The organism is Fundicoccus sp. Sow4_F4 (assembly GCF_052116145.1).
Taxonomy (GTDB): Bacteria; Bacillota; Bacilli; order Lactobacillales; family Aerococcaceae; genus Fundicoccus.
Map to the genome: position 1 here is coordinate 285,505 of NZ_JBQKLQ010000001.1, position 25,982 is coordinate 311,486.

The window sequence follows — 25,982 nt, forward strand, 5'->3', positions numbered from 1 at the left end:
ACGTCTACAACCGCGCATTTTAAGAACTAAGAATTGCTTGGCAATCTCTTAACGTGGCGAGTCTAAGTGTAGAGTTCATCGAACTCGCAAATCTAATATAGGAGGTGCTTGAATGTACGCAATTATTAAAACAGGCGGAAAACAAGTAAAAGTTGAAGTAGGTCAAACAATCTTTGTTGAGAAACTAGACGTCGAAGCTGGCGAAAAAGTTACTTTTGACGAAGTTGTCTTAGTAGGTGGCGAAGAAACTAAAGTGGGTACTCCACTAGTTGAAGGCGCAACTGTTGAAGCAACTGTTGAAAAACAAGGACGCGAAAAGAAAGTCGTGACGTTTAGATACAGACGTCGTAAAGACTCTCATCGTAAACAAGGTCACCGTCAACCATATACTAAATTAACAATTGATGCTATTAACGCATAATTATGATTAAGATTACGGTTTACAAAGATGCACAAGATACGATTCAACAACTAAAAATGATAGGGCATGCGCAATACGCAGATCCAGGGTACGACATTGTTTGTGCGGCTGTATCAAGTCAGGTCATTTCAGTTGAAAACTCTTTACAACAGTTGCTTAAAATTGCAGTTGAAACAAAAGTAGATGAAGTCGAAGGTGGCTTTTTACATTTGAAGATGCCGGCAATTACACAGAAACGGTTAAGAAGTGATAGCCAACTATTGTTAAATCATTTAGTCTTTGCATTACAAGTTCTCGCTGAGAACTACCCTGAATTTATTAAAATTCAAGAATCAACTATTTAACCTTAAGGAGGTGCTTGTCAATGTTGAAATTAAATTTACAATTATTTGCAACGAAAAAAGGTGGAGGTTCGACTCAAAACGGTCGTGACTCAATCTCTAAACGTCTAGGCGCTAAATCAGCTGACGGCGAAACAATTCACGCAGGTACTATCATTTACCGTCAACGTGGAACTAAAATTCACGCTGGTAATAACGTAGGCCGCGGTGGAGATGACACATTGTTTGCATTAGTAGACGGTGTTGTTCGTTTCGAACGTAAAGGTAAAGGCAAGAAACAAGTTTCTGTCTATCCAGCAGCTTTAGAAGCTTAATAAGAAAACATTTTCGGGACTCTCTGATTCGTCAGTGAGTCTTTTTTTTATACCCATCATTAGACTCGTCTGAATATGATGTCTAAAGCCTAGAGAGTATATGTTCCTATTCTGCAAAGGAAGACCTTCTGTTATTTTTTAAAATTTAATCTGAGTTTTGAAGCGAAATAATTTTACAAGCGGCTGAGATATTGATACTCTTAAGGTAGTATATAAGAAAGGGGTTTCAATATGATAAAATTAAATGCCTTTCCAGCACCAGAGCTGGAGAAAGATGATGAACTCTTTGTGACGGTTGCCTTAGAATTACATTCAACGTCTGTTAGTTCCGACCAAGATCGAATTCAATTGAATAATCTGTTAGATGACGCTAAGAAAAGGATTAAAGATGAGTGTGATAAGGATTTAGCTAAAAAGTTAATCGCTCAAGTAGATAAAGCTAAGAAACATGATATTGAATTAGTTACTTACCGTGGAGGCCTCGCGCTTTATATTACGCAAGATGATATTTTTTATTACCATTTAGGTATTCCAGTAGCTAATTTATTGAATGTATCTAATGGCCCTAACTTGACACCTTTAATTGAAAACTACCAATTTACAAATCAATATTTCGTATTAGTGTTAAATAGAGAAGATATTCGACTGTTCGAAGGGGATTCGACTTCTGTTAAGGAAATCAAACTCGAGGGAGAAGATGTGCCTAAGACTTTAGAGGCGGCTCTTGGAACTGAAAAAACTGGCGACAGTTCTGCAAGTGGTGCTGGCGGTGGAGGTGGTGGAGAGAGCGCTTTGCACGGCCATACAGAAACTAGTAAAGAAAAGGATATCGACCGTGAAAATTACTTTAGAATTGTAGATCGCTATATTCAAGAGCATTATACATCTGAACGTGAGTTACCATTGATTTTATACGCACTACCAGAAAATCAAGCGGTATTTCGTAAATTATCAAAAAACAATCATCTGTTAGAGGATGGGATTGAAGAGTCAGGTGCAAACGTAAGCTTTAATACGGTCCAGGAAAAAGCTTTAGCCAAAAACATCGAAGTTGTTAAGAAGCAGCAAGAAAAAATGTTTAATCGCTTTAGAGAAACGTCTATGAAGTTTCGTGTTGATAATCAATTAAATGATTTAGCGATAAGTGCAACGCAAGGGCGTGTAGAAGAATTATTGGTTAACAAAGGGTACCGTCAAAGAGGTATCATTACGCCAGAAGGTGAATTTGAAGAAGTCGATCACGATTTCGTCAAACGATTAATTACTCGTGTTGTCGCAACAAAAGGTAAAGTCTTTGTAGTCAACCAAGACGATATGCCAGTGGGAATTAATTTATCTGCGCGATTGAGATATTAAATATTAAAGAAGCCTCCAAACGATTAGGTTAGATCGTTTGGAGGCTTCTGCGTATCTTATCCCTTAAATGCTGTCAGATTGTTTTGTTAAAACTGGAGTGAGTGGTTGGTTCAATGCTAAGGAATCTACTGCACGTACGAGTATGTGAGTTAATCGTCATACTGCTGTAGCTGTGGCACACAAGTATGTCTTAGTTACCATTCATGCTATCGCGTTTGTTTATTACCTTCTTTAGTATAAGTAACGACTTTTGTGCCCTTATTCTTAGCAATCTCTTTTGCACGTTCTATAGCGGTTTCTTTAGTTGTAAAAGTATCACTTGCACGTTCAGCTTTGACGGTTTTAACATGCCATTCATCATTTTTATAAAACACTTCAACATTTTCATCGAGTAAGTCGGGATTTGAGCTTTGGTCATGTGTATCATTTTTCTTAGGATTTGGCTCCTGTTCAAAAGCCTCTTTTTCTTGTGTACTCGCATTGTCATACCATTCTTTGCCTTGTGAGATTGCAATAGGAATTGCTTGATTATCATCGTATCCATTGGCTAACAAAGCGTTTGCGATATCGATGATTTTCTTACGTAGTAAGTTGTCAAAGTTCTTTAATGAAGCAGGATAATCATTCATGTTCCATGGCATTTCATTCACTCTCCTTTGATAGAATATGTCACATCATAATGTGAGTATGCTGAAAATTTAGTAATAATTCAATTGAAAAGCCTTTGATAAGGCAGTCAATACGATATAATAAGCTATAACGATATCGTATAATACAATTACAAGCAGCGTGGTGAGTTAAAAACCGATCAGAGTAGAAAAGAGGGATTCAATGTTCAAGGATAAAGTGGTCGTTATTACAGGCGGTGCCCAGGGGATTGGTGAAGCCTTAAGTAAAGAATTTACTAAATTAGGAGCACACGTATGTATCATTGATCAACAAAGCAATCATTATTTTCAAGGCGATTTGGCAGATGGTCAAGTGATTCAACAATTTGCGGCCAAAGTAATTGAAGATTATGGCGGGCTGGACTTACTAATAAATAATGCAGCGCCTTTATTTAAAGGGTTGACAGAGTGTAGTTATGAGGAATTTAACTTAGCGCTAAGTGTGGGAGTGACCGCTCCTTTTATGCTGACGAAATTATTTGCAGACTACTTCAAGCCAGGTGCTTCAATCATCAATATTTCGTCAACGCGCGATAGAATGAGCCAAGCACACTCAGAAAGTTATTCTGCTGCTAAGGGCGGAATTTCAGCTCTCACGCGTAGTTTGGCCGTCACACTGGCAGGGAAAGTACGGGTCAATTCAATTTCGCCAGGTTGGATTGATACGACTAATACTAAAGCTTCACCTAGCGATGACTTGCAACATCTAGTCCATCGAATCGGCCAAGTCGAAGACGTTGTGCATGCGGTTAAATTTCTAGCGTCACCAGAAGCTGGTTTTATTACGGGAGAAGACTTGACATTGGATGGTGGTATGTCGAAATTAATGATTTATCATGACGATGCCGGATGGACTTATCACCCTTAGTAAACAGAGAATAGAGAGCGTGTTCTTCTATAAGCAAAAGTTATGGTTTGTAGTTGATTTTATGATGTACTTCTAACCATATATTGGATTTAATTATTATCAATAATCAGCAAACGTGTTATACTTAGGATATTAATTAATATATGAAATGGGGAAATGGATTAATGTCTAAGATTATGGCGATCAACGCTGGTAGCTCAAGTTTAAAATTCCAAATTATCGTTATGCCGGAAGAGGAAGTTCTTTCTATCGGTTTAGTGGAGCGTATTGGTTTAGCAGGCTCACGTTTGGAAATTGAATACGGTGAAGGTCAAGAATTTGAATTAGTAGAAGATATTCCAAACCACGACCGTGCGGTTGAATTATTATTCGAACACTTAAGTTCATTAAAAGTAATTGAAAACTTCGATGAAATTGCAGGAGTTGGTCACCGTGTAGTTGCTGGGGGAGAACTCTTTAAAGAATCAGCTTTAGTAACTGACGAAGTAATCCAACAAGTTGATGATTTAGGCGAATTTGCACCATTACATAACTATGCTGAAGCAACAGTTATGCGTGCTTTCAAAGAGCGTTTACCTGAAGTACCAATGGCAGCGATTTTCGATACTTCATTCCATACAACAATGCCAGCTGTTAACTACGTATACAGCTTACCATATGAGTACTACGAAGATTTCGCGGCTCGTAAATATGGCGCACACGGTACTAGCCACCGTTACGTTGCAAACCGTGCAGCTGAAATGTTAGGTAAACCAGTTGAAGATTTAAAAATCATTACTTGTCATTTAGGTAATGGTGGTTCAATTACTGCTGTTGAATACGGCAAGTCAATTGACACTTCAATGGGCTTCACGCCATTAGCAGGTATTACAATGGGAACTCGTACAGGTGACATTGATGCCTCATTAATTCCATTCTTAATGGAAAAACTAAATATCACTGATGTTCAAGAAATTATCGATATCTTCAACAAGAAATCTGGTTTATTAGGAATTTCAGGCGTATCAAGTGATATGCGTGACGTTGAAGGTGCAGCAGCAGAAGGTAACGAGCGTGCACAATTAGCATTAGATATTTTCTATAACCGTGTTCAAAAATATATCGGTCAATACGTAGCATTAATGAATGGTGTTGACGCAATTGTCTTTACTGCAGGTATTGGCGAAAACTCAGGTATCACTCGTAAAATTATCATGGATGGCTTAACATTCTTTGGTGGTACAATTGACGATGCTAAAAACGATACGCGCAAAGAAGCGATTATTTCTACAGATGACTCAACAGTAGCAATTTTAAACGTTCCAACGAACGAAGAAGTAGAAATTGCCCGTGAAGTAATCCGTTTATCTAAATAATTTTTTAAAACCTACATATTTATTTTATGTAGGTTCTTTTTATGCATACTAATCAATAGATCAACCGACATTGAAGTGGAACGTTTCCTTTCTATCGATTGATCGAATCAAAGGAGATCCCTGATGAGTTCATTACATAAAAATATTGTCATTGTTTTTCTTAAACTAGGTCTATTTGCATTTGGAGGACCAGCGGCGCATATTGCGATGATGGAGGAAGAATTAGTAACCAAAAGAAAATGGATGAAAAGACAAGAGTTTTTAGATTTGCTTGGTTTCACTAATTTAATCCCCGGCCCTAACTCAACGGAATTAGCCATATTAATCGGCTATTCTCAAGGCGGAGTTTTAGGGTTGTTTTTAGCGGGAATTTCATTTATTTTACCGGCGATGATTTTAGTGTTAATCATCGGCTACCTGTATGTCACTTATGGTGAAATGCCACAAATTCAAGCAGTTTTTAATTTTATCCAACCAGTCGTTGTTGCAATTATAGTCAAAGCCTTAGTTAAGTTAGGTAAAACTGCTATCTCTAATATTCAAACATTTATGATTTTTATATTATCCTTTGTTTTAATAACGTATGGTTTAAGTGAAATAACTGTCTTACTCATTGCTGGAGCGATGATGTTTACGTTTAAACAGCTAACACAATATAAAGCAAATAATCTTAGTCTAGAACCGATTTCACTCATGACTTTGTTTTTAACCTTTTTGAAAATCGGCTCTGTTTTGTATGGGAGTGGCTATGTCTTACTAGCTTTTATCCAAGCAGAGTTTGTAGATCGCCTTGGCGTGCTGACGCAAAGTCAAATGATGGATGCCATTGCCGTTGGAGAAGTGACACCAGGTCCAGTTTTTACAACCGCAACCTTTGTGGGGTATATCTTACATGACTTATCCGGCGGGATTGTCGCTACCATTGGGATTTTCTTACCTTCTTTTTTATTAATTTTGATTTTAGCGCCAGTCTTTAACCGATTGAAACATTCTGAAGTCTTTTCTAATATCTTATTAGGTGTAAACGTCGCAGCTTTAGCTTTAATGGCAAGTGTCACATTTCAATTAGGAGCCGCCATATTAATTCAGTGGCACTATTTACTAGTGTTTATCATCAGTTTGCTCGGACTTATGTATTTTAAGTTGAATTCTGTTTACTTTATTATTGGCGCCATTGCGCTAGGTTTAGTTACAGTTATTTAGTCACTTTAATAAGAGGAAAGAAAGCTTTTGATTTCAAACTCAAAAATAAAATCGCATATTTTGAAAAGAAAAAATGTTTGATACAATGAATAAGTAAAGAGAAATTAGGAGGAGACTAAGTATGATCAAAAGAGTCATTATGGATGAACAAGCAATCAGAAGAACCTTGAAACGAATTGCTCATGAAATTGTCGAACGTAATCATGAAACTGATCAAGTCGTATTAATAGGGATTAAAACGCGTGGAGAATTTTTAGCGAATCGCTTAGCTGAAAAGATATATGAGATAGAAGGAGTGAATGTTCCAACGGAGGTGCTTGATATTACGTTTTACCGAGACGATTTATCTCCAAAAGATCAATTGACAGAACCGAAACTAGAACGCCCGAATTTCACAACAGATTTGGAAAATAAGATTGTCGTCATTGTGGATGATGTATTCTACACAGGACGTACGGTCAGAGCGGCGATGGATGCCATATTGGTTGAGGGTCGACCTGCCAACATTCAATTAGCTATTTTAATTGATCGTGGTCACCGTGAACTGCCGATTCGCGCGGATTTTGTAGGAAAGAATATACCTACCGCTAAGTCAGAAAGAATTGCTGTAAAATTACAGGAAGTTGATCAAGAAGAAGTAGTTGAAATTGTTAATTAGCACTTAGCGAATCGTAGGAAAACAGCCAGCTGAATTTTCAGCTGGCTGTTTGTGTCAACATTTATTTTAATAGTGAGTACATCATAAACGAAAGAAGGGCGGTCAGTATTAAAGAGATAACCATCCAGATATAAACAAATTTCATGACTGCGACTAAATTTAAGACAAACCCTAAGAGTCCCATCAATAAAAAGGTTAAGGCAAATAATTTAATTAAGCGAGGATTTGTTAGATTCAGTATTTCAATTAAACTAGCTCGATAGATGTATAAGTAGGCTGCGATAATTATCATCATCGAAGGGAAAGCGTACATCAAAACTTGTAATATCATAAAATCCCTCCCGTTTTGATTTTCTTAATGTTATCATAACATAATTTTAATAATTAGTGGAAGCAAAGCTCTTTAAAATCAGATGACATTTAAGTCTCATTTATTTTAAGGCACAAAAAAATGCTGGCGTATAGCCAGCAAAAAAAGATATCCGATGGTGCCGTCTTAGTATATATTTTGCTTGAACCCGCAGTATAAGCAGGTGGGCTCCACAACAGTGTTTTCTGACTTCCAAATGAAAAGGCTTGTCATAGTCACTAATTGACAGGATCCCGATATATAAATAAAAATGTTCGGTCAACACAGTGCATATACAACGAACACCTCAGATATATTTTCCTTATACAAAGTATAGCACATCTTCTCTTGATTGCAAGTATTATGAAGTTTTGTTTTTATAAAAGACTACTAGACGTGCCTTGGTAAGGCTACCGCAATTTAAAACTATCACTATTTGCTTCGAATATTCTGATAGAATTGGTTCAAAGCCGCTTCGAATTTTCCAGTAGGTTCAGCTTGGAAGTACTCACGGTTTTTTAAATTATTGGGTAGGTATTGTTGTTTTACCCAATGACCTGGGAAGCTGTGTGGGTATTGATAGTCGACGCCTCGATTAAGTTTTGCTGCACCAGAATAATGACTATCTTTTAAGTGATCCGGCACAGGACCGCCTTTACCTGTACGAACGTCTTGCATCGCGGCATTAAAAGCTCGGTAGCTTGTGTTTGATTTAGGGCTGAGGGCTAATTCAGTGACGGCATAAGCTAAAGGAATAGAAGCTTCAGGCAAACCTACTTTTTCCGCAGCTTGAACAGCAGCGACTGTTCTTTCAGTTGCTCCCGGATTACCTAAACCGATATCTTCATAAGCGATGATAAGTAAACGACGACAAGCAATGACAATTTCACCGGCTTCCATTAAAATGGCTAAATAATATAGCGCCGCATTAACGTCACTACCGCGAATCGATTTTTGTAAAGCTGAAATCACATCATAGTGTGCATCGCCATCTTTATCATGGGTGAGTCTTTTTCTCTGAAGACATTCTTCGGCAATTGCTTTTGTAATGATGACTTGCCCCTTTTCATTTGCTTGGGTCGAAAGGACTGCTAGTTCCAACGCGTTGAGTGCACTGCGAATATCACCATTGGTTACGTTGGCGAAATGATTGATTACATCATCTGCTATTTGAACTGAATATTTACCAAGTCCATTTTTTTCGTCAGCAATTGCTCTTTCGAGACCTAACCTCATATCTTCAGGTGCTAAAGGCTTTACTTCGAAAATTTGCACACGACTACGAATAGCAGGGCTAATCGAAATATAAGGATTTTCTGTCGTAGCTCCGATAAGAATGATGCGTCCATTTTCTAGATGGGGCAAAAGGTAGTCCTGTTTGATTTTATTTAAGCGGTGAACCTCATCTAATAGTAAAATGACAGTACCAGACATTTTGGCTTCTTCTACAACGATTTCTAAATCTTTCTTAGAGTCTGTTGCAGCATTTAATATACGAAAGGCATACTTGGTACTACCGGCAATCGCGCTAGCAATACTTGTTTTACCTGTTCCAGGTGGGCCATATAAAATCATCGAGGCTAGACGTTTAGCGTCAACCATTCGACGTATAATTTTACCAACTCCGACTAGGTGTTCTTGTCCTAATACATCTTCTATATTATTTGGGCGCATTCGAAATGCAAGTGGTTGTTGCATAATGACCCCTCCTCTTATAATTAAACTACACTCATAATACTAAAGAATGACTAGTAAGACAAACAGATGTTCCAAAAATAAAATTGAACAATATTAATGAGTAAAAAATCTGTATTTCTCTAATAGCTTAGCGTATAATTAGACTATAAAACATTGGATGTAAGATTAATGTCTATTAAACTTATTACAATGTTTGTTTAGTGAAGAGTGAGTTCTTTATATTAATAGTCAATACAAAGAGGGGTGGATACAGTATCAAGTTCATACGTACTTCAAGCATCGATGCTTGGTTTAGGAGAAATATAATATTATTTTTTAGCATACTTACTTTAGGATATGCTTTGCTAATGCCAGATGCGCAAACAATTTTAAGTGATTACATCAATTTATTAACTCATCAGACCTATTTAATGCACGATTTTTTTGAAATAGGGGGGATTGCGGCTACCTTTTTAAATGTTAGTTTGCATTTTTTAGTGGCTTTTTATTTAATGCGCGATCGCGAATCGTTTCGTTTTAACGGTTTACAAATGGGAGCGATGGGAATCTTTATTGGGCATTCATTTTTCGGAACACATCCTGTTAATTTTTTGCCGATTATTTTCGGGATTTGGCTGTACACAAAATACACTGAACAGAAATTTTCAAGAAATGCATCGATTTGTTTATTTGCTGCTTCAAATGGACCCATTGTGTCTTTTATTCTTTTTAGAGAAGGCTTAAGTGTGCAAGCAATTCTACTTGCTTTAGTTTTTGCAATTGTTGTGGGCTTCATTGCGGTCCCTTTAGCTGAACATGTCATTAAATTTCACCAAGGATTCACCTTATACAACTTTGGTTTCACCGCAGGTATTATCGCTATGTTTGCAATGATATTTTTTAAAATGCTAGATTTTGAAATAAAAACTGTTTCATACTTGAGTGACCATGCTCATAACTATGCCTTGATATTTATATTACTGATCTTAGGCTTTCTAATATTGTTGGCGTTTCTTGGTAAGAAAAGTACACCCAATTACCGAGAAGAGTATACACGACTCATCGATAGTTCTGGTAGAGTGCCAGCAGATTTTGTGACACGTTTTGGTTATGGTGTCTCAGCGATGAATATGTTTTTTAATGGTCTTATCTTTTTAGGAATCGTCTTGATAACGGGCTATCCAATTAATGGTTCAGTAATGGGAGGAATTATCTCAGTCATCGGTTTTAGTGCTTTTGGCAAGCATCCACGTAATTCTATTCCAATAGCTGTAGGTGTGACTATCGCTACATTGATTGCTGGCGAGAGTTTCCAATCACAAAGCTTTTTACTGCCTGTATTGTTCGGAACGAGTTTAGCACCAATTGGCGGTTATTTTGGTTTTGGGTATGGCATAATAGCTGGTTTTCTCCACTATCATTTAGTTAACAGTGTATTTGTGCTACACTTAGGAATGAACTTATACAATAATGGCTTTTCTAGTGGTTTTGTTGCCGCCTTCTTAGTGCCATTATTGGAAATTTTACCTGATTCATGGGTACGTAAATGATCATTAAAGGAGTAATGGTATGAAAAAGATTGACGAGCAGGATAAAGCGAAACGTATTTTGAAAGAGCTAGCAGGTTACTTTTTCGATAATAAAATTTATGAATTCGATTTAAATGTTCAATTCAATACAGAGGCTTTGACAATCACTATCTCAGGAGAAGTGAATGCAGAGCCTAAAACTTTTAGATCTTTGATGAAGGATTTGTCTTTACCACGTCAGATGGATATTGACGAGTATTACAATGCACTATTAGGTAGCCATACTCATTATCATGATGATTACAGTTTATTGGGTGAAGCGATTGATGTTGTTGAAGGTAAGTTTGAAGACGGTCGCTTGTCAATTAAATTAGTCAGAAATCAGTAGACCTGGAGTTAACCAAATAAATGATCATGCACGATGAGTTTAATTGATCTTACTTAGACATACTCGAAAGAGAAAGTCTCAGGACAGATTAGATAATTAAACTCGTCGTTTTTTTTTATAGATAATCACAAGATATGACTTAAATAAGTTGCTGCATCAATTGATTAACCAGCAAACTTAAGGAGCGATGGCACCCTCGACACTTTGGCATCATTATATAATAGGATGAATGGTTATTTAATATTTTATTAAGATTTATTTTATGTCGATAGCCTCTGTCAAAATAATCAAATGAATGTTATAATGACTGAGTTGTAAACTTAAAGAAAAAGATAGTCAGGTAAATTAACGAAAGTTTACATACAATGTGGCATAAATCATGTATAATAATACAATGTAATTAAGTTTTGAAGGAGGATGCAATGATTTATTTAGACTATGCGGCAACGACACCTGTAAGGGAAGAAGTTGTCCAGACGATCCAAGAGGCTTTAATTAATTCATTTGGAAATCCTTCAAGTACCTATCGTATTGGTAAAGCAAGTAAACATCAGTTGACTTTGGCTAGGGCAGAACTTGCTCGTATATTAGGTGTTCACGAAAGCGAGATCTTCTTTACGAGCGGTGCTACCGAAAGTAATAACTGGGCCTTGCGTTCTCAAGCGGAACAAGCTTTCAAATTAGGTAAAGGAAATCATATTGTCTCGAGTGCAATTGAGCATCCGTCAGTGATGGAAGTTTTAGAGTACTTGGCGATGAGTGGTTTTGATATTACTTATGTTCAGCCAACTGCTGAAGGTGAAATTACTACAGAAGCTTACTTAGCGGCTACAACCGATCAGACCATTGGTTGGGTGGCTATGGCAGTCAATAACGAAGTCGGCTCACTTTTGCCGATTCAAGCCTTGGGAGAACTAGCTAAAGCAAAAGATATTTGGTTCCATGTCGACACTGTCCAAGCAATTGGCCATTTAGCGTGGGATTTTTCTCAGATTTCTTGTACAAGTTTTGTAGGCACTGGCCACAAGTTTTATGCGCCTAAAGGGATCGGCTTTTTAGTCTATCGCCCTTGGTCAAACGACATGCGATTGCAAGCTTTGCTTCATGGAGGCGGACAGGAAGCTGATAAACGTTCAGGTACTGAAAACTTGCCTTATATTTTAGGGATGGTTAAAGGTTTAACATTATTAGCCAACGAAGCAGCAGATAATTTAGAAAGGCATCAAGCTTTACAAGCGTATTTTTACGCTGAATTATCAGCAAATGGTATTGCTTATGAAGTTAACGGACATCCCGACGAGAGAGTGCCTTATATTAATAATATTTGGTTAAAAGATTGCTTAGCTAGTCAGTTATTAATCATGATGGATTTAGCTGGCGTTTATATCTCAGCTGGAAGTGCTTGTTCTGCAGGAAGTTTGACTGAAAGTAATGTTCTGAAAGCATATTATCCAGGACAAAGTGATCGTTGGAAGCAAAGTCTCCGAATATCTTTTGGTAAAGATACGATGAAAGCGGATATTGATACATTTATAAAACATATAAAACAGTTTGTAGAGAGGAAATGATTGTCATGGCATTTGGAAAAGAAGCAACTTTAAAAGGTTTTAATCGTAAATTTAGTGTGAGCCCGGAATGTAAACCTTACACCTTACGCGATAATGGTTTCTCAGAGACTAAAGGTGGCAACTTTCAATATAGACGAGCGTTAGATACTGAACATCGCAATGGCTTAGTTTTAAAAGTAACCGTTGATAAAGCAATTCAAGGCGTAAAAATATCAACTGTAAACAACAACGGCTTATCAGCAGTTGATGTAACTAAACTAGCGAATAATGCGATGGTAGTAGAAAAAATCAACTTTATCTTTGATGGATTTGTTGATCGCAATGTTTTGATTGAACACAAATAGTCAACAGTTATTTGAGAAACGAACATTTTTGAGTATGTCTAATGAAGACTGACGCTCAATTTGTTCGTTTTTCAACTCTAGTAAGCAGGTTAATAGAAAGGAAGCAAGATGACTGATAATAGTAAAACAAGAGTAGTAATCGGTATGAGTGGTGGGGTAGACTCATCAGTAGCGGCTTTGCTCTTGAAAGAACAAGGATATGATGTAGTAGGTCTCTTTATGAAAAATTGGGACGATACGGATGAAAATGGTTACTGTACAGCAACCGAAGATTATAAAGATGTGGCACTCGTAGCAGAACAAATTGGTATTCCTTATTATTCCGTTAACTTCGAAAAAGAATATTGGGACCGTGTGTTCGAATACTTTTTGGATGAGTATAAAAAAGGCCGTACACCTAATCCAGATGTTATGTGTAATAAAGAAGTGAAATTTAAAGCCTTCTTAGATTATGCGATGGATTTAGGTGCGGATTATGTTGCGATGGGGCATTACGCGCGTGTCAAAAGAGATGTGGATGGTACTGTCCACTTATTACGTGGTGTCGATGAGAATAAAGATCAAACGTATTTTCTAAACCAACTGTCTCAAGCACAATTACAAAAAAGCTTATTCCCACTAGGGGATATGCAAAAAAGTGAAGTGCGTGAGATTGCAGAAAAAGCAGGCCTTGCAACAGCTAAAAAGAAAGATTCCACAGGTATTTGTTTTATCGGTGAAAAGAACTTTAGTGAGTTTTTATCAAACTACTTACCAAACCGTCCAGGACGAATGGTGACACTTGATGGTGAAGACAAAGGGTCACACGCTGGCTTAATGTATTACACAATCGGCCAACGTCAAGGCCTAGGGATTGGTGGAGGGGGCGATTCAAATGACCCTTGGTTCGTGATTGGAAAAGACATCGAAACTCAAACACTATATGTAGGACAAGGTTTCCACCATCCAGACTTATATGCGGATTACTTAGAGGCTTCAGATGTGCATTTTACTGGGGACTTACCAATGCCACGTGAATTTACATGTACGGCTAAATTCCGTTACCGCCAAAAGGATACAGAAGTTAAAGTGGTTTTAGATGAAACAGGTACGAAAGCGACTGTCTACTTTGCCGAACCAGTGCGTGCGATTACACCTGGGCAAGCAGTGGTCTTTTACGATGGTGCTGAGTGTTTAGGAGGCGGCTTAATTGACGCTGCTTATTCCGATTCTAAAAAGAGACAATACGTTTAATCATTACCCAATATGACGAACACCGCAGGTGGCGATATCATTCATAAAATAAGAACCTCGCCATCCGGCGAGGTTCTATTTTTATTGACTAAAGGTGGCGAAAAACACGGGTTACTCGGTTTTCAATCGCTTCTTCGATTGCTAAATCGGAAAGGGTCATCGCTTGAATTAATTTATTCAAACGAGTGTAAGCAGGGTGACCTGGTTTAAATTTTCTCATCGCTTTTTCAGATTTATGAATGAGCGAATGAATAGGTGCTTGTGCAGCTTGTAATTCTTCTTTTGAATAAACAGGGCTGTTTGGCTTATCATGGAGTAAACTTTGTGCGATTTCTAATGCTTTAATACGATTGGTCAAAAGTGTGTGTTGCGAGCTACCTTCAGTAAATTTTGGCATTACTTTCACACAACCTGCGATGGTTGACTCAATGACTGCTAGCGTTGCCATCATTTCTCTTTTTTCTGTCATGCAAATCACCTTCCTTGAGTCATTATGCCACATTCCTTTAATAACTTTCAATCATCTCTTCGTCTGTAATACTCAGCTAGTAAGTCTTATGTTATAATATGTTTCAATGAATGTTGGAGGTGGAGACAATCGAAAGAAATCAACAAGCTGAGGAAGTAGTTGTAGGACAAGTGTCAGCTATTTTCTTTGAGAATCCGTCAAATTTTTATAAAGTGATGCAAGTTCAAGTCGATCAGACGGAGACCAGTCTCTTGATTGATGATGAAATCGTCTGTACCGGACAATTTATGGCGATTCATTTAGATACGCCTTATGAATTTTTTGGAAAATTAACGAGCCATCCTAAATACGGCGAACAATTTACAGTCACTCGTTATCAACAAAAAGCACCAACGAGTGAAAATGGTTTAGTCGACTATTTGTCGAGCGACCGATTCAAAGGCATCGGGAAAGTAATCGCACGTAGAATCGTCGACACACTCGGACTCGAAGCCATTGATGTGATTATTTCAGATGCCAATAGTTTGAAGAAAGTTGAAGGCATGACTCAAACTAAACGAGAGAGTCTAAGAAACACCTTGTTGCAACATCAAGGAACCGAACGTGTTTTTATGCAATTAACGGACTGGGGCTTTGGACCAAAACTAGCGGAAAGAATCTATAAAGTGTTTAAAAGTGACGCAATAGAGCGAATCAAAGCAAATCCTTATGAGTTGATTGAAAAAGTTGCAGGAATTGGCTTTCAAAAGGCCGATCAATTAGCTGAGCAATTAGGTTTTGAAGCTTTAGCAATTGAACGCTTGACAGCTGGGATTGTGATGGCAGTAACTGAACAATGCATGAGTAATGGCGATACTTATATTACGGAAGCAGAGGCTCTAAAAAAAGCGCAACAATTACTTGAGAGCAGTCGTCGTCAGTTAATTGAAAATGACTTATTAATTGAAGCACTGGATAAAGCGTTACTTGAAAAGACGCTCTTTCGTGTAGATACCGGTTTGATGGTTCCTAGCTTATATCAAGCAGAATTTGGAATAGTTGCACGAATTAAACAATATTTATCGACAGAATTAGTGGAACGTTTTGAAAGTGAAGAAATTGACGAAAAGATTGAACAGGTCATCGAGATTACAGGCATTCAGTATGATGAGACTCAGCGAGCGGCCTTAAAACTTGCGATTGCGTCACCAATGTCGATTGTGACGGGGGGACCTGGTACCGGGAAAACTACCTTAGTCAAAGGATTAATCCACCTACATGCCTTATTGCACGATTACAAATTAGAAGATATTACAAAGCATTCTGATTTAGATCCGATTGCTTTAGCAGCCCCAACCGGACGAGCCGCTAAACGGATGCAAGAAATGACCGGCTTAGAGGCTTCCACGATTCACCGTTTAATTGGATATACACGCGATAGTTCCGTTGATGATTTTTATGCCAATGAAATTGATGCGAGTCTTTTAATTGTTGATGAGATGTCGATGGTCGATACTTGGCTAATGAACTGGCTGATGCAAGCAATTCCTAATCATATGCAAATTATTTTTGTGGGCGATAAAGATCAATTACCATCAGTCGGTCCAGGAAAAGTATTTAGTGATTTAATTGAATCTGGCGTTTTTCCGACGATTTCTTTGACCAAAATATACCGACAAGGGCAAGATAGTTCGATTATTCAGCTGGCGCATAGCATTCGAGAAGGTGGCTTACCCGCTAACTTTTTAGAAAAACAAGCGGACCGCTCTTTTATACCATGTTCAACTAACCAAGTAACCGATGTCATTAGACAAATCGTCAGCAATGCGATTCAAAAGGGCTTCGACGGCAGTACCTTACAAGTCTTAGCACCGATGTACAAAGGACCAGCCGGAATTAACGCTTTGAATTCGATGTTACAAGAGTTAATGAATCCGCCGACTGCTAAAAAGCGCGAAGTAAATCATTTTGAAAAGAAATTACGTGTTGGCGATAAGGTCTTACAATTGGTCAATAATGCTGAAGAAGGCGTCTATAATGGAGACATTGGAAAAGTAGAAGGCATCTATTACGCTAAAGAAACAGAATCGAAGTCTGATGAGATTGTGATTAGTTTCGAAGATGATAAAGAACTCGTTTACAAAAAGAATGAACTAGATCAAGTGACTTTAGCCTATTGTTGCTCCATCCATAAATCACAAGGGAGTGAATATCCTCTAGTTATTTTACCGCTTGTTGATACATTTTCACGTATGTTAAGAAAAGACTTGTTATATACCGCAATTACGCGTGCACAGAAAAGTTTAGTGATGATAGGCAATCCCGCCAGTTTTAATTTGGCAGTCACTCAAAACCAAACGGAAAGACAGACTTTCTTAAGCGATATTCTAATTACCACGCTTGGCAAAATGAGTAGTCAAGAGGAGACAGGAAATTCAAACGCTGAAGCTATTGATGTTAGCGAAACTAAGTCAGAAGCTGACAGAGAGTTATCGTCGCCAAAGCAGACGAAATCAAAATCAACAGATACGGCTCAAAGTGTTAATAGTCATGACGCCGACAACTCAGCTAATACAACTCATTCAGTTGCAGTTTCATCAGTAACTAGTACAAAGGCTACTCTGTGGGAACTTGATACTATTGAAGAGGAAAGACCGCAATTTTTAACGGTAACGAATCTCTGGCAAGTGGATCCGATGATTGGTATGGACGGCATTTCACCTTATGATTTCATGTAGGTACTTATGATTTTCATGATTCAAGTCAACTAGACAACAAACACAGCGAAACAAAGAACAGCCTGGACAGTCTCTTAGTAAAGAGAGAGTCCTGGCTGTTCCTATTGTCCTAGGTTTATAAATAAAATGGAAAATCGCTCACACTCAACGTTAAATCAGCTTGAATCAAAGATAAGTCTTCTCCATCAACTTGACCACGAACCGCTTTATTCAGCTTGATTTGCATGCTTTGACCGGTATAGCGACTGGAGTATTCGGATTCATGTTGAGTTTGAGTCATTAAGACACGAGGTAATAAATCAAAGACCCCTTTTAAATTGACATTATGAAAGGCAATCACAGACAATTCAGCTTTGTCTGCTTGAACAAGATTGTCTAACTTAATACCGCCTCCCATAAAAGGATTGTTCATAATAGATAATAAGTTACATTGCTTGATTTCAATTTCTTTACCATCGATGGTTAAGTTGGCCTCGAAATTTTTAATTTTATTCAAGCATGAAAAGACACCTAGTAAATAATTTAAATGACCCATTTTTAATGTATTCAAGAGGTTTCCAAATGGAACTTTTGAAGCGGCATAATTAGCTTCCGCATCAAAGCCAAAACCCATGCTGTTTAAAATGACTCCTTTAGAGTCTGTCACAGCTTCTTCGTATGTAAAAATAGGGATGCGAACCGCTTCACGTGCGTATAACATCGTCTCGACGATTTGGCGAATCGATTTGTCCTTTTGCCATACACGATTAAAATCATTACCTGTTCCAGCAGCAACATAAGTCACTGGAATATCTAGTTGGTTTTGGTGAAGGGCATTAATCACTTCATGCAAAGTTCCGTCTCCACCAATCACCAGTAATTTATGTGAATAAGGCTTATGACCACGCATTACGATTCCTTGGGTCAGTACGTAAGCATGGGTGGCATAATTCGTATAATAAGTTAAATAATCGATGTTGAAATTTGTCAGTTCCTTTTGAACTTCAAGCAGGACCTTCTTACCATTTCCTGCGCCCGCTTCGCGGTGGCAAATAATATGTACTCTCTCTGTCATAATTTTCCTCAATCTATGTCATAAATAATCTTCTTTTTGTCATTATACTGAAACTTGCTTGTTTATGAAAGGGCATCTTTCTTTTAGGGAAAGATAAGATGCAATTGCTAAAAAAAGGCAGCTCTTCTATAATAATCATATTGATTTGATTAAAAGGAGACAAACACTTAATGACTTATAAAATGCTCGTACTCGATATTGATGACACGCTTTTAAATAGCCAACACGAAATATCTGAAAAAACATTTAAACGTTTAATTGAATTTCAAGCAGCAGGTAATCACTTGGTTTTAGCGAGTGGTAGACCAACGGCTTCAATGTTTCAAACAGCCCATGAATTAAAATTAGATCAGTATGATTCCCATATGATTTCATTCAACGGTGCCGTTGTGACCGACTTAGCTAAGCACGACGAATTATTCAGCCAACGAATGAATGTAAAAGAACAACAAAAAGTGGTTCAGTATATTCGCGATAATGATTTAGTAATTGTCGGGTATACACCAGAGGGAATCAAAGTAGATCGTGAAAATGAGTACAGTCATGTTGAAGGAGAATTGACAGGCTTACCAGTTGATTATGATTATGAGCATTTCAATCACTTAGAAACACCGCAATTAAAATTAATGGGCGTAGGAGATCCAGCCATTGTTAAACGTCTTGAAAACGAGTTAGACCGTTCGTTTGGTGAAGAAACTAATGCGGTAACGTCTAAACCTTATTTCCTAGAATTCATGCATCGATTATCATCTAAAGGGAGCTCATTATTAAGGCTTTGCAATCATTTAGGCATCGATATATCTGAAGTGGTTGCTTGTGGAGATGGAAACAATGACTTGACAATGATTCAAACAGCAGGCTTAGGTGTCGCTATGGCTAACGCTACCGACGCACTAAAAGACGCTGCAGATTACATTACAGCGTCTAACGATGAAGATGGTATTGTGCAAGTAATCGACAAGTTTTTCTAAAGCAGGCGAAAAATCATCCAGCTGATTATAACAATCAGGCAATCACTTATAATATTGACCATGCTGTTATCAATACCCGGCAAGCCTTTGATTCGACTGTAACGTTGGGAATCAGCGTTTATTGGAAGTGCTTCATATTCCTGATTCGTTTCTAAGTCTATGTAAACTTCTTGAATACTCAGACCTAATAGACTATCAATGATAGAACAGAAGCCCCCAAGCATCGTCAGGAGTATAAAGTCAGACGCGCTCACTGCTTGAGTGAACATAACCGCAAGACTGATAATAAAAGCCGCGCCTAAAAAACTCGCAATTAAACCTAAACGTGTTACGCCTCCTGATTTTCCGGGAGGCATTTTTTTACCACTAATCATCGAGCGTGGAATCTCTTGACTCAAGATGCCTATTTCTGACGCCCATGTGTCAGCCGTCGAACCCGCAATGGCAATCACCATCAAATGAAAATAGAGTGTATCTTGGCTTTTCCAGTAAACTAACAAGCAACTAAGAGCCAATAAACTATTAGCCAAAACTTGTAACGCAGAGCGCCCATCTTTTTCTTCACTTGGAGAAGAGAGACGACGAGGAGATTTCAAGCGAAATAAAACGCTCGCTTTCTCGATAAAACTGGAAGAAACTAATAACATAATTAACAATACCCAACTAACAAAACCTCCAATAATCATAAATAAAGATCCCACAAGGAAAGCAGCCACCGTGCCGGAACGGGATAAACTTTTAACCGCGTAGGCTAAAGAAACAGCGAGACCATTAATTAAAAAACTAAATATGAACATAAAGCACCTCGTAAAAGTTTGTATAAAGCATTATATCAGAAAGCTAGCTCCCATTCTTAAAAGTATAAAAGAATTTGTAAGTAAACAAAGAACCACAATGAGGCAAAGGAATCATAAACGTTCATTTTTTTAAGAATATGACTAAAGTTTATCTGGTGGATGTTGACTTTTAGGGGCTTAATTCTTTATAATGATTAATGATTGAGGCCAAATCTAAACTATTTAGAGACAATTCCACCTGGTGAAAGGAATTGATGTGACAGATGCTCCCTCAAATATGTATTAATCGAAAGATTAGCGTACCATCGGCGTTAACGATATGATAAGAAATAAGGACAAGAGTCGTTATATGTAAGGTGGTACCGCGTAAGTCGCCCTTACTTATGACGGCTCTTTTATGTTGTTTTTTAATTGATTATAGAGGAGAAGATTTAAATGAAAAAATTAACCAGTTCTCAAGTTAGGCAGATGTGGTTAGATTTCTTTGAGGAGAAAGAACACTTAGTGTTGCCAAGTGCGTCTTTAGTCCCTGTAAACGATCCAACACTACTATGGATTAACTCAGGTGTTGCAACATTAAAAAAATATTTTGATGGAACAGAAGTACCCGAAAATCCACGCTTAACTAACGCTCAAAAGAGTATTCGTACGAATGATATCGAGAATGTTGGCTATACAGCTCGCCATCATACGATGTTCGAAATGTTAGGGAATTTCTCGATTGGTGATTACACTAAAACTGAAGCAATTCCAATGGCTTGGGAATTTTTAACAAGTGATAAATGGCTAGACTTTGATCCGGAAAAATTATACGTTACTTACTATCCTGAAGATACAGAAACGAAAGAACTTTGGGAAGCAATTGAAACATTTGATTCGACTCATTTAGTAGCAGAAGAAGGTAACTTCTGGGATATCGGGGCTGGCCCATGTGGACCAAACACAGAAATTTTCTATGACCGTGGTGAAGCTTATAATGATTTGCCAGAAGGTGATCCAGAAAATTATCCTGGTGGAGAAAATGAACGCTGGTTAGAAATTTGGAACCTTGTGTTCTCAGAATTTAATCACTTACCAGATGATACTTACCAACCATTACCTCATAAAAACGTCGATACTGGTATGGGCTTTGAACGATTAGTTTCTGTTATTCAAGATACACCCACGAACTTTGAAACTGATTTGTTTATGCCAATCATTAAAGCAATCGAACATTTTGCTGACGGTGCTAAATATGAAGATAATGAAGACTTAAAAGTTAGCTTTAAAGTAATAGCTGACCATGTACGTGCGGTTTCTTTTGCAATTAGTGATGGAGCTTTACCTTCAAACGAAGGTCGAGGTTATATTCTACGACGTTTAATTCGTCGTAGTGTGATGCATGGACGTAAATTAGGGATTAAAGGTACTTTCATGAGTCAATTAGTGCCTGTGATTGCAGATGTTATGGGCGATTACTACAGTGAATTGCGTCTCAATATTACTTTTGTACAACAAGTTATTTTAAATGAAGAAGATCGTTTCCATGAGACGATTGAAGCGGGTGAAACTCACTTGATGTCAATCATTGAGCAGTTGCGTTCAGAAGATAAAACTGTAATCAATGGAAGCCAAGCGTTTCAATTATATGATACATTTGGTTTTCCTTTAGAATTAACAGAAGAAATTGCTCAGGATAATCAATTTACTGTCGATAAAGAAGGCTTTGAAGTCGAAATGGAAGCACAACGTAACCGTGCACGTTCGGCTCGTTCTCAAGAAGCTAGCATGTCTGTTCAATCAGCTGTCTTACAGAGTATTGAATCACCCTTTGAATTTGTTGGTTATGACCAATTGTCAACGAATGGAACAATCAAAGCGATTGTGATTAGCGACGAGCTACACCAGCAAGTACCAGCTCATTCACAAGCATGGGTATTCTTTAACCGAAGCACTTTCTATGCAGAAATGGGTGGACAAGTAGCTGACAACGGTGCTGTTTTTGATGGTGAAGAGATGTTGGCAGAAGTATTAGATGTCAAAAAAGCGCCAAATGGTCAATTTATGCATAAATTGCGTACCTTAGAAATGCCGTTAACTATAGAACAGTCTTATACACTAACTGTTGACCGTCAAGCACGTATTAAAACAAACCAAAACCATACAGCGACACACTTACTACATAAAGCACTTAAAGTAGTATTAGGCGAGCACGCGAACCAAGCTGGCTCTTATGTCGGACCAGATCGTTTACGTTTTGACTTTTCTCATTTTGGTAAAGTAACGAATGATGAATTAAAACAAATCGCGAATATCGTTAATTATTACATTGAAAACGCAGAAGATGTAAACATTTCTGAAATGTCAATTGATGCGGCAAAAGCAATGGGTGCGATGGCGTTATTTGGCGAGAAATATGGTGATAACGTTCGCGTCGTTAACATTGCGAATGAATCCATCGAATTATGTGGGGGCACACACGTCTCAAACACCAATGAAATTGGTACGTTCAAATTAATCAGTGAAGCAGGTATTGGTGCGGGTATTCGTCGAATTGAAGCTTTAACTGGCCAAGCAGCTATTGCAGATTACCAAGAAAAAGAAAATTTATTAACCACTATCCAAACACAATTAAAAGTACAACAATTAGACCAATTAACACATAGAGTTGAGCAACTACAAGAAGAGTTAAAAACAGCAAACTCTAAAGTTGACTCATTATCTGCTAAGTTAATGCAACAAGAATCAAATAATTTATTTAATGATGTTAAGACAGTGAATGACGTCACTTTTGTTGGCTTGAAACTTGAAAACCAAACAATGGATGACTTACGTAATCTAGGGGATGTTTGGCGTCAAAAAGCTATTTCTAACGTTCTTGTTTTAGCTTCGGCTCTAGGTGATAAAGCAAACTTAATGGTTTTAGTGGATGACGAAACAATTGCCAAAGGCTTAAAAGCTGGCGATTTAATCAAACCCCTAGCTAATTTAGTAGGCGGAGGTGGTGGTGGACGACCACAAATGGCTCAAGCTGGTGGGAAAAATCCAGCAGGCATTGATAATATGTTGACTGCAATAGAAGCGAAAATCGCTGAATGCTTAAGTTAAGATGGATGATTTTTAGTTTTCTACCGATATAAGTTTCATTTCTTGGTCAACTAATGTAAAATGTGACTATAAGAAAGGTTCGGTGAAAAAATGCAATCATTAGATGAAACAATATTATTCAAATTAGATGATTTAAATAAACGTACTGTAAGAGAAACTTTAGAGATTGTTTACTCAGCACTCGAAGAAAAAGGTTATGATCCGATTAACCAAATAGTAGGTTACTTATTATCTGGTGATCCAGCCTATATACCGCGCCATAATGATGCGCGTAACTTAATACGACGTCATGAAAGAGATGAAATTGTAGAAAAATTAGTAGAGTACTACTTAACTCAGAAAGAGAGCTAATGTGAATTATCAACGTACAATGGGGTTAGATGTTGGTTCGAAAACTGTAGGAGTCGCTGTCAGTGACTTGATGGGATGGACTGCGCAAGGAGTAGAAACTATCCGCATCGATGAGGAAGTTAAAGATTTTGGTTATGAGCGTTTGCTCGAATTGATAAAAGAACATTCAGTCAATAAGGTAGTGATTGGTTTACCTAAGAATATGAATAATTCGATTGGCCCAAGAGCTGAAGCGTCATATACTTACGGAGAAGGTCTACTTAAATTATTGCCTGAGATGGAAATTACCTATCAAGACGAGCGCCTGACGACCTCTCAAGCAGAAAGAATGCTAATTACCGAAGGGAATGTTTCACGCAAAAAACGTAAACAAGTCATCGATAAGTTAGCGGCCGTTATTATTTTACAAAACTATTTAGATACTAAATAAAGGGAAATTAGAGGAGGCAATACTATGGTTCAAAATCACGAGCATAATCACGATCACGAATACATTACAATTTTAGATGAAGAGGGCAACGAGTCTTTATATGAGATTTTATTTACCTTTGAATCGGAAGATTTTAAAAAGAGTTATGTTTTAGTATACCCAGCTGGAACAATTGAAGACGAAGACGTGGAATTACAAGCTTATTCTTACACTGAATCAGAAGAAGGTAATGCTGGTGCGTTACAACCTATCGAATCTGATGAAGAGTGGGATATGGTTGAAGAAGTCTTAAATACATTCTTAGCAGACGAAGATTAATTATTAGCACAGTTACATCCTACTTTTAAATCACACTTTTGCGTAATACGCGAAAGTGTGATGTTTTTGTAACATGGTTAATCTAGCCAGCATAGATGAAGTCTGATATAATGCTAACATTATTAGTCTGTTAGTTAAAGGAGGAGTTATGGCTAGTTTTGATTGGAAAACGATTCGTGAACAGGCGAAATCGAAAGAGACTTACCAAGTCAAAGAGAAAATGTGGACAAATAGAATCGTTAAAATCATCATTATTACCATTCTTACAATCATGATTGCAGGTGGCTTAGGTGGTTACTTTTATGTTAGACATACATTAAGCTCCGTTGATTCATCCAATGATGAAACAGTTGAAGTGACTGTGCCGATTGGAAGTTCTACGAAAGACATTGCATCGATATTAAAAGACAAGAATATTATACATAATGATTATATTTTTGATATTTATTTAAGGCTTCAAAACGTTGGAGACCTTCAAGCAGGTCATTTTGAATTTAATCAATCGATGGATGCTGGTGACATTGTTGCAACATTGCAAAAAGGGGGCGAACCGATCTTTGAAGACATTGACACAACGATCACTGTCATTGAAGGAACGAACCTAGAAGAAATTTCTGAGTTAATTGAAGATAAAACCCCCTTTACTGCGGAAGAATTTATGGAACTGGTTAACGATGAAGCCTATATTGCCAGTCTAAGTCAGCAATTCCCAACATTATTGGGTGACTTGACAGAAGTGGAAGGGTTAAGATATCCTCTAGAAGGGTATTTGTTCCCAGCTACTTACGATTACATCGGCGGGATGACCCTCGAAGATTTAGTAACTCAGATGGTTTCAACCATGAACTTAGAGTTTCAAGCAATTCGTGAAGATCTAGATCAAACATGGATGACGTTCCACCAAGTTTTAACTTTAGCTTCAATTGTGGAACGAGAAGGTATTACAGATGAGGATCGTGCGATGATAGCAGGCGTATTCTTAAACCGTATAGAAGTGGGTATGCCACTTCAAAGTGATATTACCATTTTATATGCTTTAGGTGAACATAAGGAACTGGTTACCTTAACAGATTTGGAAGTTGAATCACCCTATAACTTATATATGTATACTGGATTAGCACCAGGACCTTACAATAGTCCAAGCATGTCTTCGATTATGGCAACAATTTATCCAACTTATACTGATTATTATTATTTTGTGGCCGATTTAGATACGCAAGAAATATACTATTCAACAAATATTGATGATCATAATGCTTTGGTTGAACAATACGTTAATCCGTATTTCGAAGAAGACGAAGAAGCGGTTGATGAAGAAGCTACAGGGGAAGATGTAGAGGAAGTTACCGAAGAAATCATTGGAGAAGATGTAGAATAAAAGAATCTATCAAAATGAGTTGGCTTGAAAAGGTAAACCTTCAGATAATCTGAAGTGGCCGTTTTTAAGCCTGCTTCAATTTGTATTATGTAGCACCAAGGAATAAAAACTAATAGTTAATCAGGCGAAAGCCTAAGT

Annotated in this window: 26 protein-coding genes, 1 other RNA gene and 1 other annotated feature (1 of these 28 running past the window's edge); of the genes, 20 read left to right on the forward strand and 7 right to left on the reverse strand. The window is 37.6% G+C overall.

The features are described 5' to 3' along the window. Positions 1-74 (forward strand) — a sequence feature (ribosomal protein L21 leader region); it begins 2 nt to the left of the window's first position. 38 nt (positions 75-112) lie between these two features. From rplU to ACTQ5J_RS01345, 4 genes are all read left to right on the forward strand, one after another. Further along, the gene (gene rplU, locus ACTQ5J_RS01330; protein WP_441750183.1) at positions 113-421 is read left to right on the forward strand and encodes a 50S ribosomal protein L21; all 309 of its coding nucleotides are present in this window, start codon (positions 113-115) and stop codon (positions 419-421) included. A gap of 2 nt (positions 422-423) precedes the next feature. Further along, positions 424-765: a ribosomal-processing cysteine protease Prp gene (locus tag ACTQ5J_RS01335; protein ID WP_441750184.1), complete on the forward strand. Its 342-nt coding sequence runs from the start codon at positions 424-426 to the stop codon at positions 763-765. A 20-nt stretch (positions 766-785) separates the two neighbouring features. Beyond that, positions 786-1,076: a 50S ribosomal protein L27 gene (gene rpmA / locus ACTQ5J_RS01340; RefSeq protein ID WP_441750185.1), complete on the forward strand. Its 291-nt coding sequence runs from the start codon at positions 786-788 to the stop codon at positions 1,074-1,076. A 231-nt stretch (positions 1,077-1,307) separates the two neighbouring features. Then, positions 1,308-2,432, forward strand: coding sequence for a baeRF6 domain-containing protein (locus ACTQ5J_RS01345; RefSeq protein WP_441750186.1), 1,125 nt, complete (start codon positions 1,308-1,310; stop codon positions 2,430-2,432). Positions 2,433-2,638: 206 nt separating this feature from the next. On the opposite strand, the gene ACTQ5J_RS01350 is transcribed toward ACTQ5J_RS01345, so the two are convergent. After that, the gene (locus tag ACTQ5J_RS01350; RefSeq protein WP_441750187.1) at positions 2,639-3,073 is read right to left on the reverse strand and encodes a DUF2188 domain-containing protein; all 435 of its coding nucleotides are present in this window, start codon (positions 3,071-3,073) and stop codon (positions 2,639-2,641) included. 190 nt (positions 3,074-3,263) lie between these two features. Between ACTQ5J_RS01350 and ACTQ5J_RS01355 the strand changes: the two genes are divergently transcribed. The 4 genes from ACTQ5J_RS01355 to pyrR all read left to right on the forward strand — a co-directional run bounded on the left by ACTQ5J_RS01355 (position 3,264) and on the right by pyrR (position 7,184). Next, entirely contained in the window at positions 3,264-3,968 is a 705-nt protein-coding gene (locus ACTQ5J_RS01355) for an SDR family NAD(P)-dependent oxidoreductase (protein WP_441750188.1), read from the forward strand. Between the two features lie 164 nt (positions 3,969-4,132). Beyond that, complete coding sequence (locus ACTQ5J_RS01360) at positions 4,133-5,323, forward strand: acetate/propionate family kinase (protein WP_441750189.1); 1,191 nt, start codon at positions 4,133-4,135, stop codon at positions 5,321-5,323. 123 nt (positions 5,324-5,446) lie between these two features. After that, positions 5,447-6,526 carry a chromate transporter gene (locus tag ACTQ5J_RS01365; RefSeq protein ID WP_441750190.1) on the forward strand — a complete coding sequence of 360 codons (1,080 nt, stop codon included), beginning with the start codon at positions 5,447-5,449 and terminating at the stop codon, positions 6,524-6,526. A gap of 121 nt (positions 6,527-6,647) precedes the next feature. Next, entirely contained in the window at positions 6,648-7,184 is a 537-nt protein-coding gene (gene pyrR, locus ACTQ5J_RS01370; RefSeq protein WP_441750191.1) for a bifunctional pyr operon transcriptional regulator/uracil phosphoribosyltransferase PyrR, read from the forward strand. A gap of 61 nt (positions 7,185-7,245) precedes the next feature. Here the strand turns inward: pyrR and ACTQ5J_RS01375 are convergent, their stop codons facing one another. The 3 genes from ACTQ5J_RS01375 to ACTQ5J_RS01385 form a co-directional block, all read right to left on the reverse strand. Then, the gene (locus ACTQ5J_RS01375) at positions 7,246-7,515 is read right to left on the reverse strand and encodes a hypothetical protein (RefSeq protein WP_441750192.1); all 270 of its coding nucleotides are present in this window, start codon (positions 7,513-7,515) and stop codon (positions 7,246-7,248) included. A 144-nt stretch (positions 7,516-7,659) separates the two neighbouring features. Beyond that, a non-coding RNA gene (ssrS, locus tag ACTQ5J_RS01380) (6S RNA) lies at positions 7,660-7,850 on the reverse strand. 115 nt (positions 7,851-7,965) lie between these two features. Then, on the reverse strand, positions 7,966-9,231 hold the full coding sequence (locus ACTQ5J_RS01385; protein WP_441750193.1) for a replication-associated recombination protein A: 1,266 nt from the start codon (positions 9,229-9,231) through the stop codon (positions 7,966-7,968). A 347-nt stretch (positions 9,232-9,578) separates the two neighbouring features. Here ACTQ5J_RS01385 and ACTQ5J_RS01390 point away from each other — a divergent pair, with 347 nt between their 5' ends. The 5 genes from ACTQ5J_RS01390 (at position 9,579) to mnmA (ending at position 14,272) form a co-directional block, all read left to right on the forward strand. Then, complete coding sequence (locus tag ACTQ5J_RS01390; protein WP_441750194.1) at positions 9,579-10,760, forward strand: DUF1576 domain-containing protein; 1,182 nt, start codon at positions 9,579-9,581, stop codon at positions 10,758-10,760. 19 nt (positions 10,761-10,779) lie between these two features. Next, complete coding sequence (locus tag ACTQ5J_RS01395; RefSeq protein WP_441750195.1) at positions 10,780-11,127, forward strand: hypothetical protein; 348 nt, start codon at positions 10,780-10,782, stop codon at positions 11,125-11,127. A 422-nt stretch (positions 11,128-11,549) separates the two neighbouring features. Further along, a complete protein-coding gene (locus ACTQ5J_RS01400; protein WP_441750196.1) occupies positions 11,550-12,695 on the forward strand; it encodes a cysteine desulfurase family protein in 1,146 nt (381 codons plus the stop codon). 5 nt (positions 12,696-12,700) lie between these two features. Continuing rightward, the gene (locus ACTQ5J_RS01405) at positions 12,701-13,039 is read left to right on the forward strand and encodes a cysteine desulfurase (RefSeq protein WP_441750197.1); all 339 of its coding nucleotides are present in this window, start codon (positions 12,701-12,703) and stop codon (positions 13,037-13,039) included. Positions 13,040-13,147: 108 nt separating this feature from the next. Continuing rightward, positions 13,148-14,272, forward strand: a complete 1,125-nt coding sequence (gene mnmA / locus ACTQ5J_RS01410; RefSeq protein WP_441750198.1) for a tRNA 2-thiouridine(34) synthase MnmA — start codon at positions 13,148-13,150, stop codon at positions 14,270-14,272. Between the two features lie 88 nt (positions 14,273-14,360). Here mnmA and ACTQ5J_RS01415 read toward each other — a convergent pair whose 3' ends face one another. Continuing rightward, positions 14,361-14,741 carry a hypothetical protein gene (locus ACTQ5J_RS01415; protein WP_441750199.1) on the reverse strand — a complete coding sequence of 127 codons (381 nt, stop codon included), beginning with the start codon at positions 14,739-14,741 and terminating at the stop codon, positions 14,361-14,363. 119 nt (positions 14,742-14,860) lie between these two features. On the opposite strand from ACTQ5J_RS01415, the gene recD2 reads away from it, so the two are divergent. Further along, the gene (gene recD2 / locus ACTQ5J_RS01420) at positions 14,861-17,458 is read left to right on the forward strand and encodes an SF1B family DNA helicase RecD2 (RefSeq protein ID WP_441750200.1); all 2,598 of its coding nucleotides are present in this window, start codon (positions 14,861-14,863) and stop codon (positions 17,456-17,458) included. Positions 17,459-17,573: 115 nt separating this feature from the next. On the opposite strand, the gene ACTQ5J_RS01425 is transcribed toward recD2, so the two are convergent. Next, entirely contained in the window at positions 17,574-18,512 is a 939-nt protein-coding gene (locus tag ACTQ5J_RS01425; RefSeq protein WP_441750201.1) for a diacylglycerol/lipid kinase family protein, read from the reverse strand. Positions 18,513-18,682: 170 nt separating this feature from the next. Between ACTQ5J_RS01425 and ACTQ5J_RS01430 the strand changes: the two genes are divergently transcribed. Further along, positions 18,683-19,483, forward strand: coding sequence for a Cof-type HAD-IIB family hydrolase (locus tag ACTQ5J_RS01430; protein WP_441750202.1), 801 nt, complete (start codon positions 18,683-18,685; stop codon positions 19,481-19,483). Here ACTQ5J_RS01430 and ACTQ5J_RS01435 read toward each other — a convergent pair. Further along, complete coding sequence (locus tag ACTQ5J_RS01435; RefSeq protein ID WP_441750203.1) at positions 19,480-20,280, reverse strand: DUF92 domain-containing protein; 801 nt, start codon at positions 20,278-20,280, stop codon at positions 19,480-19,482. The two genes, ACTQ5J_RS01430 and ACTQ5J_RS01435, sit on opposite strands and share 4 nt — an antisense overlap. Before the next feature lie 435 nt (positions 20,281-20,715). Here ACTQ5J_RS01435 and alaS point away from each other — a divergent pair, with 435 nt between their 5' ends. The 5 genes from alaS (at position 20,716) to mltG (ending at position 25,844) form a co-directional block, all read left to right on the forward strand. Further along, positions 20,716-23,367, forward strand: a complete 2,652-nt coding sequence (alaS, locus tag ACTQ5J_RS01440) for an alanine--tRNA ligase (protein ID WP_441750204.1) — start codon at positions 20,716-20,718, stop codon at positions 23,365-23,367. A 90-nt stretch (positions 23,368-23,457) separates the two neighbouring features. Then, complete coding sequence (locus tag ACTQ5J_RS01445) at positions 23,458-23,718, forward strand: IreB family regulatory phosphoprotein (RefSeq protein ID WP_441750205.1); 261 nt, start codon at positions 23,458-23,460, stop codon at positions 23,716-23,718. A 19-nt stretch (positions 23,719-23,737) separates the two neighbouring features. Beyond that, positions 23,738-24,148: a Holliday junction resolvase RuvX gene (gene ruvX, locus ACTQ5J_RS01450; protein ID WP_441750764.1), complete on the forward strand. Its 411-nt coding sequence runs from the start codon at positions 23,738-23,740 to the stop codon at positions 24,146-24,148. A 24-nt stretch (positions 24,149-24,172) separates the two neighbouring features. Continuing rightward, positions 24,173-24,466: a DUF1292 domain-containing protein gene (locus ACTQ5J_RS01455; RefSeq protein ID WP_441750206.1), complete on the forward strand. Its 294-nt coding sequence runs from the start codon at positions 24,173-24,175 to the stop codon at positions 24,464-24,466. 148 nt (positions 24,467-24,614) lie between these two features. After that, on the forward strand, positions 24,615-25,844 hold the full coding sequence (mltG, locus tag ACTQ5J_RS01460; RefSeq protein WP_441750207.1) for an endolytic transglycosylase MltG: 1,230 nt from the start codon (positions 24,615-24,617) through the stop codon (positions 25,842-25,844). The last annotated feature ends 138 nt before the right edge of the window (positions 25,845-25,982 follow it).